Raw genomic sequence first — 14,778 nt, forward strand, 5'->3', positions numbered from 1 at the left:
GGTGAATGGGTGAGCACACAAGCTGAAAAGCGGCGCTTCGGCGCCGCTTTTGTCGCATGGCATAGACAGTTGGACGCGCTGGCCCGCCGACATCTCAAATTTGCTACCACGGCACCACCGTAATCTCCGGCCAATACGCCCGCGCTCGCGCGCCCTTCTCCTCATGCGTTTTCCGGTTGTCCATCAGCCGGCTGGGCGTAATTCGAAACGAGAAGAGATCGTCGAGCCCGAACGGCGCCACGAGGTCCAGCTGCCCGTCCGCATCGTATCGAACCCCGACCGCATGGGTCTTCGAGGCAAAATAGCTGACGGATTCACTGGCACTCGCATAGCGCGGGCAGGGCCGGCCGAACTTTTGCGGATACCACAGGTGCACTCGCGCCTGGTTGCGCACCTCGACCGGCAGCGGCAATCCTTCGAAATGCCTGGCCGCCCGTTGGATCACCGCGTCTTCGGCCTCGTAGGACAGGTCGGAGTCGTCGAAATAAAACAGGTCGACATCCTTGATGCCGTAGCCGGATGGCTTGCCGGTCAGGTGGTTCCAGACGCTGTTGTAAAGCACGCCGGAAACCACCAGCCAATCCGGCAGCGCAAGCATGCCGACCCTCGCCAGCGTTTCGGCCAGCAGCGGGTCGGCAGCGACGATGCCGAGAAAAGCCGTACGCTGTTTCTCGAAGGAGAGCCCAGAATAGCGCAGATGGTCCATCGCCCCTTGGAGAGCGATTCGCCATTCCCTCGCAAGTCTCAGCCGCGCAACACGCCGCCAGTCTGCTTGCCGACATTCTCGACGATGCGCTTGGCCAGCGCCTCGAAATCCTCGTCGGTCAGCGTCTTCTCGGTCGGCTGGATCGACACTTCGATGGCGATCGACTTCTTGCCTTCGCCCAGCGACGCGCCTTCGAACACGTCGAAGACCGAGACAGCAGTGATCAGCTTCTTGTCGGCGGCGAGCGCGGCACGTACCAGCGTGCCGGCCTCGACCGCTTTGTCGACGACGAAGGCGAAGTCGCGCTTCACCGCCTGGAAGGCAGATAGGTCCAGTCTGGGCTTGGTCTTGGTAGGCTTGGCCTTCGGCTCCGGCACGGCATCGACGAACACCTCGAAGCCGCAGAGCGGCCCCGAGACATCGAGCCCTTCCAGCGTCTTCGGATGGAACNGGCACGTACCAGCGTGCCGGCCTCGACCGCTTTGTCGACGACGAAGGCGAAGTCGCGCTTCACCGCCTGGAAGGCGGACAGGTCCAGTCTGGGCTTGGTCTTGGTAGGCTTGGCCTTCGGCTCCGGCACGGCGTCGACGAACACCTCGAAGCCGCAGAGCGGCCCCGAGACATCGAGCCCTTCCAGCGTCTTCGGATGGAACTCGCCGAATGTGCCAAGTACGGTCTTCGGACCGAGCTTGATCGTTCCGGAACGGCCGGGATGGTACCAGGCCGGGCCGCCCGCCTCGATCTGCAGCCGGTCGACCGGCGCACCGCAGGCTTCGAGCGCGGCGATCGCGTCGGCCTTGGCGTCGAATACGCCGACCGGGCCCGAATTGCCGGCCCAGTTGCGGCCGGAGCCGTCGAGCTTTGCCGTGCCGCGACGCACGCCGGCGGCGACGCGCCGCTGCTGGTCGGCGCCGTCGCCCTCATAGGTGCCCGAGACCTCGAACAGCGCCACGTCGCCAATGCCCTTGTCGGCGTTGCGCTGCGCGGCCGAAATCAGCCCCGGCAGCAGCGAGGGCCGCATGTCGGACATGTCGGCGGCGATCGGGTTGGCAAGCTTCAGCGCCGTCTGGCCGCCGCCGAAGAGTTCGGCGTGTTTGGCCGGGATGAACGACCAGGTAACGGCCTCCATCATGCCGCGCACGGCAAGCGAACGCTTGGCGGCACGCGTGCGGATCTGCAGCGTCGTCAGGATCTTGCCGTTGACCACGTCATGCGCGCCGAGCGGCTGCGGGGCGATGTTGTCGACGCCATGGATGCGCATGATCTCCTCGACCAGATCGGCCTTGCCGTCGACATCGGGGCGCCAGGAGGGGACCGTGACGTCGACGACGTCGCCCGATCCCTGCGCGTGGAAGCCCAGACGCGACAGGATGTCGAGGCTCTCCGCCTTCGGCACCTCGATACCGGTCAGCCGCTTCACTTCCGACAACGGAAGGGAAACGATTTTGGGTTGATGTCCGGCATAGCCGGCCACCTCGGTCTCGGTCGGCGTGCCGCCGCAGAAATCGATCACCAGCTTGGTCGCCAGTTCGAGGCCCGGCACCATGAATTCAGGGTCGACACCGCGCTCGAAGCGATAGCGCGCGTCGGTGATGATGCCGAGCGTGCGGCCGGTGCGGGCCGTGGTGATCGGGTCCCAAAGAGCGGATTCGATCAGCACGTTCGTCGTGTTCTCGTCACAGCCGGAGTGTTCGCCACCCATGATGCCGGCAATGGACTCGACGCCATTGTCGTCCGCGATCACGCACATCTCCGGCGTCAGCGTGTATTCGCGCCCGTCGAGCGCATGCACCTTTTCACCGTCGCGGGCGCGGCGCACCACGAGGTTGCCGGCGACCTTGGCGGCATCGAAGACATGCAGCGGCCGTCCGCGGTCGAAGGTGACGTAATTGGTGATGTCGACCAGCGCGCTGATCGGCCTCAGCCCAATGGCGATCAGCCGCTGCTGAAGCCATTTCGGCGACGGGCCATTCCTGACATCCTTGACCAGCCTGAGTGCGAAGCCGGGGCAAAGCTCCGGCGCTTCGATGGTCACTTTCACCGGGCACATGCCGTTGCCGACATGCGGCATGATCGCCCCGCCGACAAGGCGGCCAAGCCCGCTCGCCGCCAGATCCCGCGCGATGCCGTAGACGCTGGTGGCATCGGGCCGGTTCGGCGTCAGATTGATCTCGATGACCGGATCGTCGAGATGCGCATAGGACGCAAAGCTGGTGCCGACCGGCGCATCCTCGGGCAGGTCGATGATACCATTATGCTCGTCGGACAGTTCCAACTCGCGCTCGGAACACATCATGCCATGGCTTTCGACGCCTCGGATCTTGCCGACCGTCAGCGTCACGTCGATGCCGGGCACATAGGTGCCGGGCGCGGCAAAGGCGCCGATCAGGCCGGCCCGGGCGTTCGGCGCGCCACACACCACTTGCACAGGCGGCTTGCCGTCGCCGGTATCGACGGTCAGCACCCGCAGCCGGTCGGCATCGGGGTGCTGCACCGCCGTCAGCACCTTCGCGATAACGAAGGGTTTCAGCCCCGCCTTATCGTCGACATGCTCGACCTCGAGGCCGATCGAGGTCAGCCGCTCGACGATCTCGTCAAGCGTGGCGTCGGTTTCAAGGTGATCCTTGAGCCAGGAGAGGGTGAATTTCATTGGGCTGTTCCGTAATAGCTGGCAGCAGGAGTCTTCAGGACGGTCACGCGCTCAGGCCTCCGAACAGCGTCGGCATGTCGAGCGGCCGGAAGCCGTAATGCGATAGCCAGCGGACGTCGGCGTCGAAGAAGGCGCGCAGGTCGGGCATGCCGTATTTCAGCATGGCGATGCGGTCGATGCCCATGCCCCAGGCAAAGCCCTGATACTCGTCGGGATCGAGCCCGCCGGCGCGCAGCACGTTGGGGTGCACCATGCCGCAGCCGAGGATCTCCAACCAGTCGGAGCCTTCGCCGAAGCGCACTTCGCCGGGCCGCGAGCGGTCGCACTGGATATCGACCTCGAGGCTTGGCTCGGTGAACGGGAAGAAGGACGGGCGAAAGCGCATCTTGAGCTGCTGCACTTCGAAGAAGGCCTTGCAGAACTCTTCCAGCACCCACTTCATGTTGGCGACGTTGGCCGATTTGTCGATCACCAGCCCCTCGACCTGATGGAACATCGGCGAGTGGGTGGCGTCGGAATCCTGGCGATAGGTCTTGCCCGGAATGACGATGCGGATCGGCGGCTTCTGCTTCTCCATGGTGCGGATCTGCACCGGCGAGGTGTGAGTGCGCAAAAGCTTGCGCTCGCCCTTCTCGTCCGGCTGGAAGAAGAACGTGTCGTGCATCTCGCGCGCCGGATGGCCTTCCGGGAAATTCAGCGCGGTGAAATTATAGTAGTCGGTCTCGATATCGGGACCTTCGGCGATGGCGAAGCCGAGATCGCCGAAGATCGCGGCGATCTCGTCGATGACCTGGCTGATCGGATGGATGCGGCCGCGCTCGGCCGGTGACTGCCGCACCGGCAGCGTCACGTCGACCTTCTCGGCCGCCAGACGGGCGGCGATCGCCACATCCTTCAGTTCAGCCTTGCGGGCCGTCAGCGCCTCGGTGACACGGTTCTTGAGGCCGTTGATGGCCGGGCCCTTCACCTGCCGGTCCTCGGCGCTCATCGCGCCAAGCGTTTTCAGCATCTCGGACACGGTGCCCTTCTTGCCGAAGGCAGCGATGCGCACGGCCTCGATGGCCGGCTCGTCGACGGCCGATGCGATGTCGGCCAGAAGCGAATCTTCCAGGGCTTCAAGATTTCCAGCGGTGGCGTTCACGGCGAAGCTCTCTCCATCGGCGATCGACACCATATTGGTTCGTCTGTCGCCATTTTGGTTACATCAGGCATAAGAAAAACCCGCGCCAGCCGTGCCAGCGCGGGTTCCCCATAATCAGAATTGCGAATGTTTGGGAAGCGCTGGTCTTAGGCGACAGCGCTTTCAAAAGCATTCGGCGTGGTGTTCTTCAGATATTCGAGCGCGACCTTGGCCTTGGCCACCAGGGCGGCGAAAGCCTGCGGCTCGTGGATGGCCATGTCGGACAGGATCTTGCGATCGATCTCGATGCCGGCCTTGTTCAAGCCGTCGATGAAGCGGCCATAGGTCAGGCCATGCTCGTGCGTCGCCGCGTTGATGCGCTGGATCCACAGCGCGCGGAACGAGCGCTTGCGGTTCTTGCGGTCGCGGTAAGCGTACTGCAGCGACTTTTCCACCGCCTGCTTGGCGATGCGGATGGTGTTCTTGCGGCGGCCGTAGAAGCCTTTCGCGGCTTTCAGGACCTTCTTGTGCTTGGCGTGCGAGGTGACGCCTCTTTTTACGCGTGCCATGTCATGATCTCCTTAAAAACTTAAAGGCCGTTCGGAAGAAAATTCTTGATGACCTTCTTGCCATCCGGTTCAGCCAGAACCATCGTGCCGCGGGCATTTCGAATGAACTTGTTGGAACGCTTGATCATGCCGTGACGCTTGCCGGCCGCAGCCGACAGGACTTTACCCGTACCTGTGATCTTGAACCGCTTCTTGGCGGCCGATTTGGTCTTCATCTTGGGCATTTTGCTACTCCGTATTGTTGGCGCACGATCGCGCTTCTTGTCGCTCCGGGCCGACCAAAGCCCGAAAAGCAAATGAAACCGCCACGGCATGCCCTGCCGGGCGGTTTTCTTGGAACGGCGGTGCTATAGATCAAAGATGGCGCGGGCGCAACACCTCGGCACCCTGGACGCACTGTCCCCGGTCACGGCAGCCTAAACCAGACCGGCAGCATGCCCGACAATTGCGCGCCGTCGATCAGTTCGAAGGCCGGCAGCGCGATCAGGAACACCAGCCCGTCGAGCAGTGTGGTCAAAAGCAGGCGCGGCTTGAAGCTGCCGGTGTCGCCTTCCTCGTAGAGCGAAAGCTTGGGGAAGAAGCGCGGCACGCGTGCCAGATAGGCGGCATAGGTTACACCGAGCGCTTCCTTGAGGAATTTCTCCTCGCGCAGGATGACGATATGGAAGGCGCCGGCGCACAGAACCGCGAAAAGGATGATGCCGGAGAACGAGCCGATCTGCGCGCCGACACCGGCGGCGGCGACGGTCGAGAACACGTAGAGCGGGTTGCGGGTGATCGAATAGGGGCCGCCGGTCACCACCTCGGAGGATTTGCGCCCGCCTATATAGAGCGTCGCCCAGAGGCGCCCGACGATGCCGAGGAAAATCAAGAGCACGCCGAACATCTCGATCGTTTCGTGCACCGGCGTGTCCGGCGGGAAGGTCGACTGGCCGAACAGCAGCGCCAGAAACAGCACCAGGACGAGCACGGCAAGCACCAGCCGGCGCATCTGCTGGTAGTTGCCCAGCCCGTGTTTGACGTCCTTGACGTCCAAAACCTTTTCGTTGGCCATGCGGGATCCGATCGTCGAAGAGCTTTGCCGGCGATCGCGGCTTTGAGCTAAGAAATAGAGCGTCCCGCCGATCGCCGGGACGCCCTGTAGCACAATTCGGGCGGATTTAGAGCGCGATGTCCGGGCCTGACGTCATCGTGATCCACGTGGGTTCCGCAAACTTTAGCGCGGGGCCAGCACCATCATCATCTGGCGGCCTTCGAGCTTCGGCTCGGCTTCCACCTTGGCAATGGTCGCCACCTCCTCGCGCACCTTGTTCAGAAGCTGCATGCCGAGTTCCATATGCGCCATCTCGCGGCCGCGGAAGCGCAGCGTCAACTTGACCTTGTCGCCTTCCTCGAAGAAGCGGCGCACCGCCTTCATCTTGGTCTCGTAGTCATGGCTGTCGATGTTCGGGCGCATCTTGATCTCCTTGATCTCGATGACCTTCTGGTTCTTGCGCGCCTCGGCCGCCTTCTTCTGGTTGGCGTATTTCAACTTGCCGAGATCGAGGATTTTTACGACGGGGGGGACCGCGTTGGGCGATATTTCGACGAGATCGAGCCCGGCCTCTTCGGCGAGCAGCAATGCGTCGTTGATGGAAATATCGCCGCGATTCTGGCCGTCGGCGTCGATAAGCTGGACCCGGGGAACCCGGATGTCACGATTGGAGCGCGGCCCATCCTTGGTCGGCGCCGCTGCTTTGAAAGGTCTGCGAATGGTCGTGGTCTCCTTGGCCGTTTCGTTCGGGATTTGTCGTCTTGATACGTGGACGCGCCAATGTGGTGAGCGCGCGGGCGGAGTCAATAGCACAGCATTGACAGAAAATCACCCTGATCGCCGGCCTGCACCAAACAAAGAAACAGCGCGAGTACTTTTCGCCACGCCTCCGGCTGTGCCACAAGGGCCGCGGGCCAAAAGACGGGCCTGAGGAAAAGCCATGATCGCCACGCCCCCATCCTCTCTGGCTCCAGTTTTTCTGGATGTCGACGGATCTGATATCGCGGTGCGCCATTCAGACGGCTCGACGCCCGGCATCGTCTGGCTCGGCGGCTACAAGTCGGACATGCTGGGCACGAAGGCCGAGACGCTGTCGGACTGGGCGGCAACTGAAGGCCGGGCCTTCCTGCGGCACGATTATTCGGGCCATGGCGAATCCGGTGGCGCCTTCGCCGACGGTACGATCTCGAAATGGCTTGCGCAAAGCCTTGCCGTCTTCCGGCATTTCGCCAAAGGCGATCAGATCCTGGTCGGCTCGTCGATGGGCGCCTGGATCGCGCTGCGCATGGTACAGGAATTGCGCAAGGCGGGCGACGCAGCCGTCGTCGGCCTGGTGCTGCTGGCCCCGGCGCCGGATTTTACAAGCGACCTGATCGAGCCGGTGCTGACCAAGGCGCAGAAGCGCGATCTCGCCGAAAAGGGCTTCTTCGCGGAACCCTCGGATTATTCCGCCGAGCCTTACGTCTACACCCGCGCCCTGATCGAGGATGGGCGCAATAACCGGGTAATGGCCGGGCCGATCGACACGCATTGCCCGGTTCACATCTTGCAGGGGCTGGCCGACGCGGACGTGCCGTCGAGCCACGCCTTGAGGCTGGTCAGCCTGCTGCCTGCCGACGATGTAACGCTGTCGCTGATCCCCGATGGTGACCATCGCCTGTCGCGGCCCCAGGATCTCGACATGCTGGTGCGGGCGGTCGGCGACCTGGCCAAGCGAGGCCAGTGACGATGCGCCTGTCCATCCCGATCTCCGCTTTCGTCGCGGCCATCGTCGGTTTCGGCGGCACGCTGGCCATCGTCATTGCCGCCGCCAAGGCAGTCGGCGCGACGCAGGTCGAGACTGCGAGCGGTGTGACGGCGATCTGCCTGGCCATGACCGCCGAGTGCCTGTGGCTGTCATGGCGCACGAAAATGCCTGTCATCACCGCCTGGTCGACGCCGGGCCTTGCACTGGTCGCCGCCTCGAGCGGCTTTTCGATGGGCGAGGCCGTCGGCGCCTATATCGTCACGGGCGTGCTGCTGGTCGCGACCGGCCTGTTTGGGCCGCTCACCCGGCTGATATCGAGAATACCGGCTTCGGTCGCCTCCGGCATGCTGGCCGGCATCGTCGTCACCTTCGCCGTCAATGCCATGAAGGCTATTCCGGCGGACCCTTGGCTCATCTTGCCGCTGATCGCGGCATTCTTCGTCATCCGGCTGTTCAATCCGGCGCTGTCGGTGCTGGCGGTGCTGGTTGGCGGTGGCCTTGCCGCCTTCCTCACGGGCCGTGTCGGCGGCCTGCCCGCGCCCGAACTATCGACACTGACGGTTATCGCTCCCCATTTCACCGCCAAGGCGATCATCGGCCTGGCGCTGCCGCTCTACCTCGTCACCATGGCTTCGCAGAACCTGTCGGGGCTCGCGGTACTGCGGGCGGCCGGCTACCACCCCGAACCTGGCCCGCTGATCGGCGTCACTGGCCTGTTTTCGCTCCTGTCGGCACCATTCGGTGCCGGAACCACCAATCTGGCGGCGATCTCGGCGGCCATCTGCACCGGGCCTGAAGTCCATCCCGATCCCGCCGAGCGCTGGAAGACCGGGCCGTTCTACGCGCTTGCCTACCTCGTCTTCGCCATCTTCGGCGCTTCGCTGGTGGCGATCTTCGCCGTCCTGCCGCAGAGCCTGATCGTGCTGGTGGCGGGACTTGCGCTGATGGGATCGCTCGCCAACGCGCTGGCGATCGCGCTCAAGGACGAGGGCGAGCGCATGGCCGCAACCGTCACCTTCGTCGTCACCGCCTCCGGGCTGACGCTGTTCGGTGTCGGCGCCGCATTTTGGGGCCTGATCGCCGGGTTGGTCGTGCTTTTCCTCGATATGCTCAAAAAGCGATAATCATTTCAGGCCCTTGTTCGGTTTTGGCGGACATTGTCTTGAATCGCCGTTTTCGCCTTCCCATTTCGATTCCACGCAGCCGGTTCTGGCTGTCTCCAACCGAAGGAATGGGAGAAAATGAACACATCTGCATTGATCCGCCCGGCCTGGACGCCGGCGACCATCGCGTTGATGGTGATCGGTTTCATGGTGTTCTGGCCGCTCGGCTTCGCCATGCTCGCCTACATCATCTGGGGCGACCGGCTCGAGGGCTTCAAGCGTGACGTCAACCGCGCGACCGACGGCATCTTCGCCGGTTGTCGCCGTGGCTCCGACAAGGCCACGCGCTGGGGCAACGGCTCCGCCCGCACCGGCAACGTCGCTTTCGACGACTGGCGCGAAAAGGAGCTTGAGCGCCTGGACGAAGAGCGCCGCAAGCTCGACGAGATGCTGACGCAGTTCGACGAGTATGCCCGCGAATTGCGCCGCGCCAAGGATCAGGACGAGTTCGACCGGTTCATGGCCAACCGCAACAAGTCGACCGCGCCGGCCAAGACCGATCCGAGCACCAAGGCCGATCCGAGCACCGGAGCGGCCCCCACCAAGCGTGGCAAAGGCTCGAACCTGCTCGACGACTGAAGCCCGGCGACAGGGCCAAGGTATGATGACGGCGTCGCGCGAGCGGCGCCGTTTCTTTTTGGTTCTATTCGTTCGCCTCGAATCGCGTATCGTCCCGCCATGACCATCGGGTTCTTCCGCAATCTGACAAAGCCCAAACCCACGCCTGTCGTGGAGCGGGAATATTGTGTCGCCGGCCGCACGCTGCCGCTCAAGATCGTCGAGAGCGCCAGGGCAAAGCGTCTGACCCTGCGCATCGAGTCCGGCGGACAGGGCCTGCGCATCACCGTGCCGCCGGGCCTGCGCCGCGGCGAAGTGGACAGGTTCCTCGACCGCCACCAGGACTGGCTGGAACAGCGGCTGGCCAAGGTGCCGACGCGGCCGCAGGTGCGTCCGGGCATAAGGATTCCGGTACGCGGCGTGGCCCACCGTATCGTGCATGAGCCGTCAAAGCGAGGCACTGTCACCATATCGCGCGACGACCGCGGCCCGCTGCTGATCGTGCATGGCGACCGCATCCATCTGCCGCGCCGCATTGCCGATTTTTTGAAGCGCGAGGCCAAGAAGGAGATCGAGAAGCTGGTCGTCAGGCATACGGAGGCGCTTGGCAAGCGCGCCAAGGCGATCCGCTACAAGGACACCTCCAGCCGCTGGGGCTCCTGCACTTCGGAAGGCAATCTGTCCTTTTCCTGGCGCATCATGATGGCGCCGCAGCCTGTCATAAATTACCTCGTCGCGCATGAGGTGGCGCATCTCAAGGAGATGAACCACGGGCCGAAATTCTGGAAACTGTGCGAAAAGCTCTGCCCCGACACCGACCGCTGCAAGGACTGGCTGAAGCGCAATGGCGGCGCCCTGCAGGCGATTGTGTTCGAGTAGGGCGCCTCAGTCATCATTCGCCGCATTGAGCTCATCCGGCCGCAACCCTTCGTCAGCATGCTGCGGCCAGGGTAGAAAGTTCCGATCGAAAGCTTCGCCGCCGAAATAATCCAGCGCCCGATGCGCCTCGGCGCCGTTGAAGGCGGCCCTGTCCATGAGGTGCGCTATGACCTCACGCGCCTGCGCGATCTTTTGCTTCAGTTCGGCAACGGTCTGGTCGTCCATGGCTGTGCTCCCGCCTTGCATGCTGTCCATCCATAGGTAGCGCCTTTGGCCTTGCCGGCAAACAGCATGCTTTTTCTCGACTCTTGGCGCTTTTCGTGCCAATTCCGCGCCATGGCGCTCGACATCAAGATCTGCGGCTTGAAGACCGACCAGGCAATGGCCGCGGCCCTGGCCGGCGGCGCCAGCCATGTCGGGTTCATCTTCTTTCCAAAAAGCCCGCGTTATGTTGAGCCGGCCGAAGCCGGCCGTCTGCGCGAAGCGGCTCGTGGCAAGGCCTTGGCGGTCGCCGTCACCGTCGATGCCAGAGACGCCTTCCTCGACGAAATCGTCGAAAAGCTGCAGCCCGACATGCTGCAACTGCACGGCTCCGAAACCCCCGAGCGAGTGGCTGAACTGAAAGCCCGCCATGGGCTGCCGGTGATGAAAGCGTTGCCGCTCAGCGAGGCCGCCGATCTCGAACGGATAAAGCCGTTTGTCGGCATCGCCGACCGGTTCCTGTTCGACGCCAAGCCGCCAAAGGGCTCGGAGCTGCCGGGCGGCAATGGCGTCGTCTTCGACTGGCGCATTCTCGCCGGCCTTGACGCCGGGATCGATTACATGCTTTCCGGTGGGCTCAACGCCGCCAACATCGGCGATGCCCTTCGGCTTGCCAATCCGCCCGCGATAGACATTTCCTCGGGCGTGGAAAGCGCCCCGGGCGTCAAGGATCCGGCGCTGATCGAACAGTTTTTCCGAGCCGTCCGGGCAGNCCTCGGGCGTGGAAAGCGCCCCGGGCGTCAAGGATCCGGCGCTGATCGAACAGTTTTTCCGAGCCGTCCGGGCAGTACGCGATGATCGCGCCGCCTGAGCGTACTCCCAATCAAGATGCAGGAGATCGGCGATGAACAAGCCGGCGACACCCAATTCCTTCCGCACCGGACCCGACGAACAGGGCATGTTCGGCATTTTCGGCGGTCGGTTCGTTGCCGAAACGCTGATGCCGCTGATCCTCGACCTGGAGAAAAACTGGAACGAGGTCAAGAACGATCCGGATTTCAGGGCTGAACTGACCGGTCTTTCGACCCATTATGCCGGCCGGCCGTCGAAGCTCTACTTCGCCGAGGGCCTGACCAGACATCTTCGTGAGGTTTCCTCGGCGAAGGGCCTCGGGGGCGGCGCGAAAGTCTATTTTAAGCGCGAGGATTTGAACCACACCGGTTCGCACAAGATCAACAACTGCCTCGGACAGATCCTGCTGGCCAAGCGCATGGGCAAGAAGCGCATCATCGCGGAGACCGGTGCCGGCCAGCATGGCGTGGCGTCCGCCACGGTCGCCGCCCGCTTCGGCTTTCCCTGCGTCGTCTATATGGGCGCGACAGACGTCGCCCGCCAGAGTCCCAACGTCTTCCGCATGAAGCTGCTCGGCGCCGAAGTGCGGCCCGTTACCGCCGGTCACGGTACGCTGAAGGACGCCATGAACGAAGCCCTTCGTGATTGGGTGACCAATGTCGAGGACACCTATTATTTGATCGGCACCGCCGCCGGTCCGCACCCCTATCCCGAACTGGTGCGCGATTTCCAGTCGGTAATCGGAACCGAGGCGCGCGCGCAGATCCTCGAACAGGAAGGGCGGCTGCCCGACACCATCATCGCCGCCGTCGGCGGCGGGTCCAACGCCATCGGCATGTTCCATCCCTTCCTCGATGACAAGGAGGTTCGTATCATCGGCATCGAAGCCGGCGGGCGCGGCCTCGACGGCATCGAGCATTGCGCCTCGATGAATGCCGGCTCCCCCGGTGTGCTGCACGGCAACCGCACCTATCTCCTGCAGAATGCCGACGGCCAGATCATGGACGGCCATTCGATTTCGGCCGGCCTCGATTATCCCGGCGTCGGCCCGGAGCATTCGTGGCTGCGCGACTCCGGCCGTGTCGAATATGTGCCGATCCTTGACGACGAGGCGCTCGAAGCCTTCAAGCTGACGACGCGCGTCGAAGGCATTATCCCGGCGCTGGAATCCGCGCACGCCATCGCCCATGCGGTCAAGATCGTGCCCGCCATGGACAAGGACCAGATCGTCATCGTCAATCTGTCCGGCCGTGGCGACAAGGACGTCCACACGGTGGCCTCGATGCTGGGCATGGAGATCTAGGCCCTTTGGACCGTTCGACTTGGGAGTTGATTATGAACAAAATTCGTCCAAAGGGCCTGACATGACAACCCGCATCGACCGCCGCATGGCGAAGCTCAAGGCCGAGGGCCGCCCGGCGCTCGTCACCTATTTCATGGGTGGCGACCCCGACTATGCAACCTCGCTGTCGATCATGAAGGCGCTGCCCGGCGCCGGCTCCGACGTCATCGAGCTCGGCATGCCGTTTTCCGACCCGATGGCCGACGGCCCGGCGATCCAGGCGGCGGGCCTCAGGGCGCTCAAAGGCGGCCAGACGCTGGTCAAGACGCTGAAGATGGCGTCCGACTTCCGCGCCGGCGACGATGAAACGCCGATCGTGCTGATGGGCTACTACAACCCGATCTACATCTACGGCGTCGACCGTTTCCTGAAGGACGCGATCGCCAGCGGCATCGACGGGCTGATCGTCGTCGACCTGCCGCCGGAGATGGATGAGGAACTCTGCATCCCGGCGCTGAAGGCCGGCATCAATTTCATCCGGCTGGCGACGCCGACCACCGACGACAAGCGCCTGCCCAAGGTCCTGCAGAACACATCCGGCTTCGTTTACTACGTGTCCATGACCGGCATCACCGGCTCGGCGCTTGCCGACACCGGCAAGGTCGCCACGGCGGTCCAGCGCATCAAGGGTCACACCAACCTGCCGGTCTGCGTCGGGTTCGGCGTCAAGACCGCCGAACAGGCGCGCGTGATCGGCGCCAACGCCGACGGCGTGGTCGTCGGCACGGCGATCGTCAACGCGGTCGCGAACGTGCTGGGGCCGAAGGGTGAAAAGACCGCCGATCCGGCGGAGGCAGTCGCCACACTGGTGAGCGGCCTTGCGCAAGGCGTGCGCTCGGCCCGCCTTGCTGCCGCCGAATAGTTTTCCTACGTCTTTGCCCAACTCTTCGTCAGGACAGGAGCCGAAGCGATGAACTGGATCACCAACTACGTTCGCCCGAAGATCAATTCGATGCTCGGCCGGCGCACCGACATGCCCGAGAATCTCTGGATCAAGGATCCCGAGACCGGCGAGATGGTGTTCCACAAGGACCTGGAATCCAACCAGTTCGTCATCCCGTCTTCCGGCCATCACATGAAGATCTCGGCCAAGGAGCGGCTGAAATTCTTCTTCGATGACGGCAAGTACGAGACCCTGGACAATCCCAAGGTCATGCAGGATCCGCTGAAGTTCCGCGACGAGAAACGCTATGTCGACCGGCTGAAGGACGCCAAGGCCAAGACCGGCCTGGAAGATGCCATCATCAATGCGCTGGGGACCGTCGAGGGCTTGCCGGTGGTGGTGACGGTGCAGGATTTCGCTTTCATGGGCGGCTCGCTCGGCATGGCCGCGGGTGATGCCATCGTGCGTGGCTTCGAGGTCGCCTTGCAGCGCAAGCGGCCGTTGATCCTGTTCGCCGCCTCCGGGGGCGCGCGCATGCAGGAAGGTATTCTGTCCCTCATGCAATTGCCGCGCACTACGGTTGGTGTCGACCGGCTGAAGGAAGCCGGCCTGCCCTACATCGTCGTGCTGACCAACCCGACCACCGGCGGCGTCACCGCCTCCTATGCCATGCTGGGCGACGTGCACATCGCCGAGCCCGGCGCGCTGATCGGTTTTGCCGGGCCGCGTGTCATCGAACAGACCATCCGCGAGAAATTGCCGGACGGCTTCCAGCGCTCCGAATATCTGATGGAGCACGGCATGGTCGACATGGTGGTGTCGCGGCTGGAGCTGCGGGAGACCATCGCCCGCCTGTTGAAGATGCTGCTCAAGATGCCGGAAGAGCAAAAGCCTCTGGAACCGGAAATCCTGCCGCCGGCCGTGGTCGCCGCCGAGGTCCGGCCGCAAGCTTGACGCTACACTGGCCTGACGCGAGACTGGCCTGACGTGAGACTGGCCTGACGCGACATTGGCCGCCGCGAACAGCGATTGCGCGGCATCCGTTGCGCGCTGTAGCCTTTTGATAGCCGTGGTC

General features: G+C 63.6%; 15 protein-coding genes and 2 pseudogenes. 8 read left to right on the forward strand and 9 right to left on the reverse strand.

Annotation, left to right across the window (positions count from 1 at the left end; all coding sequences use genetic code 11):
- Positions 1 to 103: 103 nt before the first annotated feature.
- The 8 genes and pseudogenes from X742_RS155245 to infC all read right to left on the reverse strand — a co-directional run bounded on the left by X742_RS155245 (position 104) and on the right by infC (position 6,798).
- Positions 104 to 706 carry a nucleotidyltransferase family protein gene (locus X742_RS155245; protein ID WP_023772322.1) on the reverse strand — a complete coding sequence of 201 codons (603 nt, stop codon included), beginning with the start codon at positions 704 to 706 and terminating at the stop codon, positions 104 to 106.
- Positions 707 to 744: 38 nt separating this feature from the next.
- Positions 745 to 1,155 (reverse strand): annotated as a pseudogene (locus X742_RS0136925) (phenylalanine--tRNA ligase subunit beta); the annotation flags it as partial.
- 2 nt (positions 1,156 to 1,157) lie between these two features.
- Positions 1,158 to 3,356 (reverse strand): annotated as a pseudogene (gene pheT, locus X742_RS0136930) (phenylalanine--tRNA ligase subunit beta); the annotation flags it as partial.
- A gap of 43 nt (positions 3,357 to 3,399) precedes the next feature.
- Positions 3,400 to 4,530 carry a phenylalanine--tRNA ligase subunit alpha gene (gene pheS / locus X742_RS155240; protein WP_051407637.1) on the reverse strand — a complete coding sequence of 377 codons (1,131 nt, stop codon included), beginning with the start codon at positions 4,528 to 4,530 and terminating at the stop codon, positions 3,400 to 3,402.
- A gap of 113 nt (positions 4,531 to 4,643) precedes the next feature.
- A complete protein-coding gene (gene rplT / locus X742_RS155235; RefSeq protein WP_006201247.1) occupies positions 4,644 to 5,045 on the reverse strand; it encodes a 50S ribosomal protein L20 in 402 nt (133 codons plus the stop codon).
- Positions 5,046 to 5,065: 20 nt separating this feature from the next.
- Positions 5,066 to 5,269 carry a 50S ribosomal protein L35 gene (gene rpmI / locus X742_RS155230; protein WP_006201248.1) on the reverse strand — a complete coding sequence of 68 codons (204 nt, stop codon included), beginning with the start codon at positions 5,267 to 5,269 and terminating at the stop codon, positions 5,066 to 5,068.
- Positions 5,270 to 5,451: 182 nt separating this feature from the next.
- Positions 5,452 to 6,099, reverse strand: a complete 648-nt coding sequence (locus X742_RS155225) for an isoprenylcysteine carboxylmethyltransferase family protein (RefSeq protein ID WP_023772324.1) — start codon at positions 6,097 to 6,099, stop codon at positions 5,452 to 5,454.
- Positions 6,100 to 6,261: 162 nt separating this feature from the next.
- Entirely contained in the window at positions 6,262 to 6,798 is a 537-nt protein-coding gene (gene infC / locus X742_RS155220) for a translation initiation factor IF-3 (RefSeq protein ID WP_023772325.1), read from the reverse strand.
- A gap of 220 nt (positions 6,799 to 7,018) precedes the next feature.
- Between infC and X742_RS155215 the strand changes: the two genes are divergently transcribed.
- The 4 genes from X742_RS155215 (at position 7,019) to X742_RS155200 (ending at position 10,425) form a co-directional block, all read left to right on the forward strand.
- The gene (locus X742_RS155215) at positions 7,019 to 7,804 is read left to right on the forward strand and encodes an alpha/beta hydrolase (protein WP_023772326.1); all 786 of its coding nucleotides are present in this window, start codon (positions 7,019 to 7,021) and stop codon (positions 7,802 to 7,804) included.
- 2 nt (positions 7,805 to 7,806) lie between these two features.
- Complete coding sequence (locus X742_RS155210; RefSeq protein WP_023772327.1) at positions 7,807 to 8,949, forward strand: benzoate/H(+) symporter BenE family transporter; 1,143 nt, start codon at positions 7,807 to 7,809, stop codon at positions 8,947 to 8,949.
- 117 nt (positions 8,950 to 9,066) lie between these two features.
- Positions 9,067 to 9,567 (forward strand): DUF2852 domain-containing protein, encoded by a 501-nt coding sequence (locus X742_RS155205; protein WP_023772328.1) that lies wholly within the window; start codon positions 9,067 to 9,069, stop codon positions 9,565 to 9,567.
- 99 nt (positions 9,568 to 9,666) lie between these two features.
- Positions 9,667 to 10,425, forward strand: coding sequence for a M48 family metallopeptidase (locus tag X742_RS155200; RefSeq protein WP_023772329.1), 759 nt, complete (start codon positions 9,667 to 9,669; stop codon positions 10,423 to 10,425).
- A 6-nt stretch (positions 10,426 to 10,431) separates the two neighbouring features.
- On the opposite strand, the gene X742_RS155195 is transcribed toward X742_RS155200, so the two are convergent.
- Positions 10,432 to 10,650 carry a hypothetical protein gene (locus X742_RS155195; RefSeq protein ID WP_023772330.1) on the reverse strand — a complete coding sequence of 73 codons (219 nt, stop codon included), beginning with the start codon at positions 10,648 to 10,650 and terminating at the stop codon, positions 10,432 to 10,434.
- Between the two features lie 111 nt (positions 10,651 to 10,761).
- Between X742_RS155195 and X742_RS155190 the strand changes: the two genes are divergently transcribed.
- From X742_RS155190 to accD, 4 genes are all read left to right on the forward strand, one after another.
- On the forward strand, positions 10,762 to 11,484 hold the full coding sequence (locus X742_RS155190; RefSeq protein WP_023772331.1) for a phosphoribosylanthranilate isomerase: 723 nt from the start codon (positions 10,762 to 10,764) through the stop codon (positions 11,482 to 11,484).
- Positions 11,485 to 11,530: 46 nt separating this feature from the next.
- A complete protein-coding gene (trpB, locus tag X742_RS155185; protein WP_023772332.1) occupies positions 11,531 to 12,781 on the forward strand; it encodes a tryptophan synthase subunit beta in 1,251 nt (416 codons plus the stop codon).
- Between the two features lie 61 nt (positions 12,782 to 12,842).
- The gene (gene trpA, locus X742_RS155180; protein ID WP_023772333.1) at positions 12,843 to 13,682 is read left to right on the forward strand and encodes a tryptophan synthase subunit alpha; all 840 of its coding nucleotides are present in this window, start codon (positions 12,843 to 12,845) and stop codon (positions 13,680 to 13,682) included.
- 48 nt (positions 13,683 to 13,730) lie between these two features.
- Positions 13,731 to 14,657 carry an acetyl-CoA carboxylase, carboxyltransferase subunit beta gene (accD, locus tag X742_RS155175; RefSeq protein ID WP_023772334.1) on the forward strand — a complete coding sequence of 309 codons (927 nt, stop codon included), beginning with the start codon at positions 13,731 to 13,733 and terminating at the stop codon, positions 14,655 to 14,657.
- The last annotated feature ends 121 nt before the right edge of the window (positions 14,658 to 14,778 follow it).

This window comes from Mesorhizobium sp. LNHC229A00, from assembly GCF_000502415.1.
Classification (GTDB): Bacteria; Pseudomonadota; Alphaproteobacteria; order Rhizobiales; family Rhizobiaceae; genus Mesorhizobium.

Excerpts from the sequence above, each read along its gene's own strand:
- X742_RS155245 (WP_023772322.1), bottom strand. The coding sequence starts at position 706 with ATGGACCATCTGCGCTATTCTGGGCTCTCCTTCGAGAAACAGCGTACG.
- pheS (WP_051407637.1), bottom strand. The coding sequence starts at position 4,530 with ATGGTGTCGATCGCCGATGGAGAGAGCTTCGCCGTGAACGCCACCGCT.
- rplT (WP_006201247.1), bottom strand. The coding sequence starts at position 5,045 with ATGGCACGCGTAAAAAGAGGCGTCACCTCGCACGCCAAGCACAAGAAG.
- rpmI (WP_006201248.1), bottom strand. The coding sequence starts at position 5,269 with ATGCCCAAGATGAAGACCAAATCGGCCGCCAAGAAGCGGTTCAAGATC.
- X742_RS155225 (WP_023772324.1), bottom strand. The coding sequence starts at position 6,099 with ATGGCCAACGAAAAGGTTTTGGACGTCAAGGACGTCAAACACGGGCTG.
- X742_RS155215 (WP_023772326.1), top strand. The coding sequence starts at position 7,019 with ATGATCGCCACGCCCCCATCCTCTCTGGCTCCAGTTTTTCTGGATGTC.
- X742_RS155210 (WP_023772327.1), top strand. The coding sequence starts at position 7,807 with ATGCGCCTGTCCATCCCGATCTCCGCTTTCGTCGCGGCCATCGTCGGT.
- X742_RS155205 (WP_023772328.1), top strand. The coding sequence starts at position 9,067 with ATGAACACATCTGCATTGATCCGCCCGGCCTGGACGCCGGCGACCATC.
- X742_RS155200 (WP_023772329.1), top strand. The coding sequence starts at position 9,667 with ATGACCATCGGGTTCTTCCGCAATCTGACAAAGCCCAAACCCACGCCT.
- X742_RS155195 (WP_023772330.1), bottom strand. The coding sequence starts at position 10,650 with ATGGACGACCAGACCGTTGCCGAACTGAAGCAAAAGATCGCGCAGGCG.
- trpB (WP_023772332.1), top strand. The coding sequence starts at position 11,531 with ATGAACAAGCCGGCGACACCCAATTCCTTCCGCACCGGACCCGACGAA.
- trpA (WP_023772333.1), top strand. The coding sequence starts at position 12,843 with ATGACAACCCGCATCGACCGCCGCATGGCGAAGCTCAAGGCCGAGGGC.
- accD (WP_023772334.1), top strand. The coding sequence starts at position 13,731 with ATGAACTGGATCACCAACTACGTTCGCCCGAAGATCAATTCGATGCTC.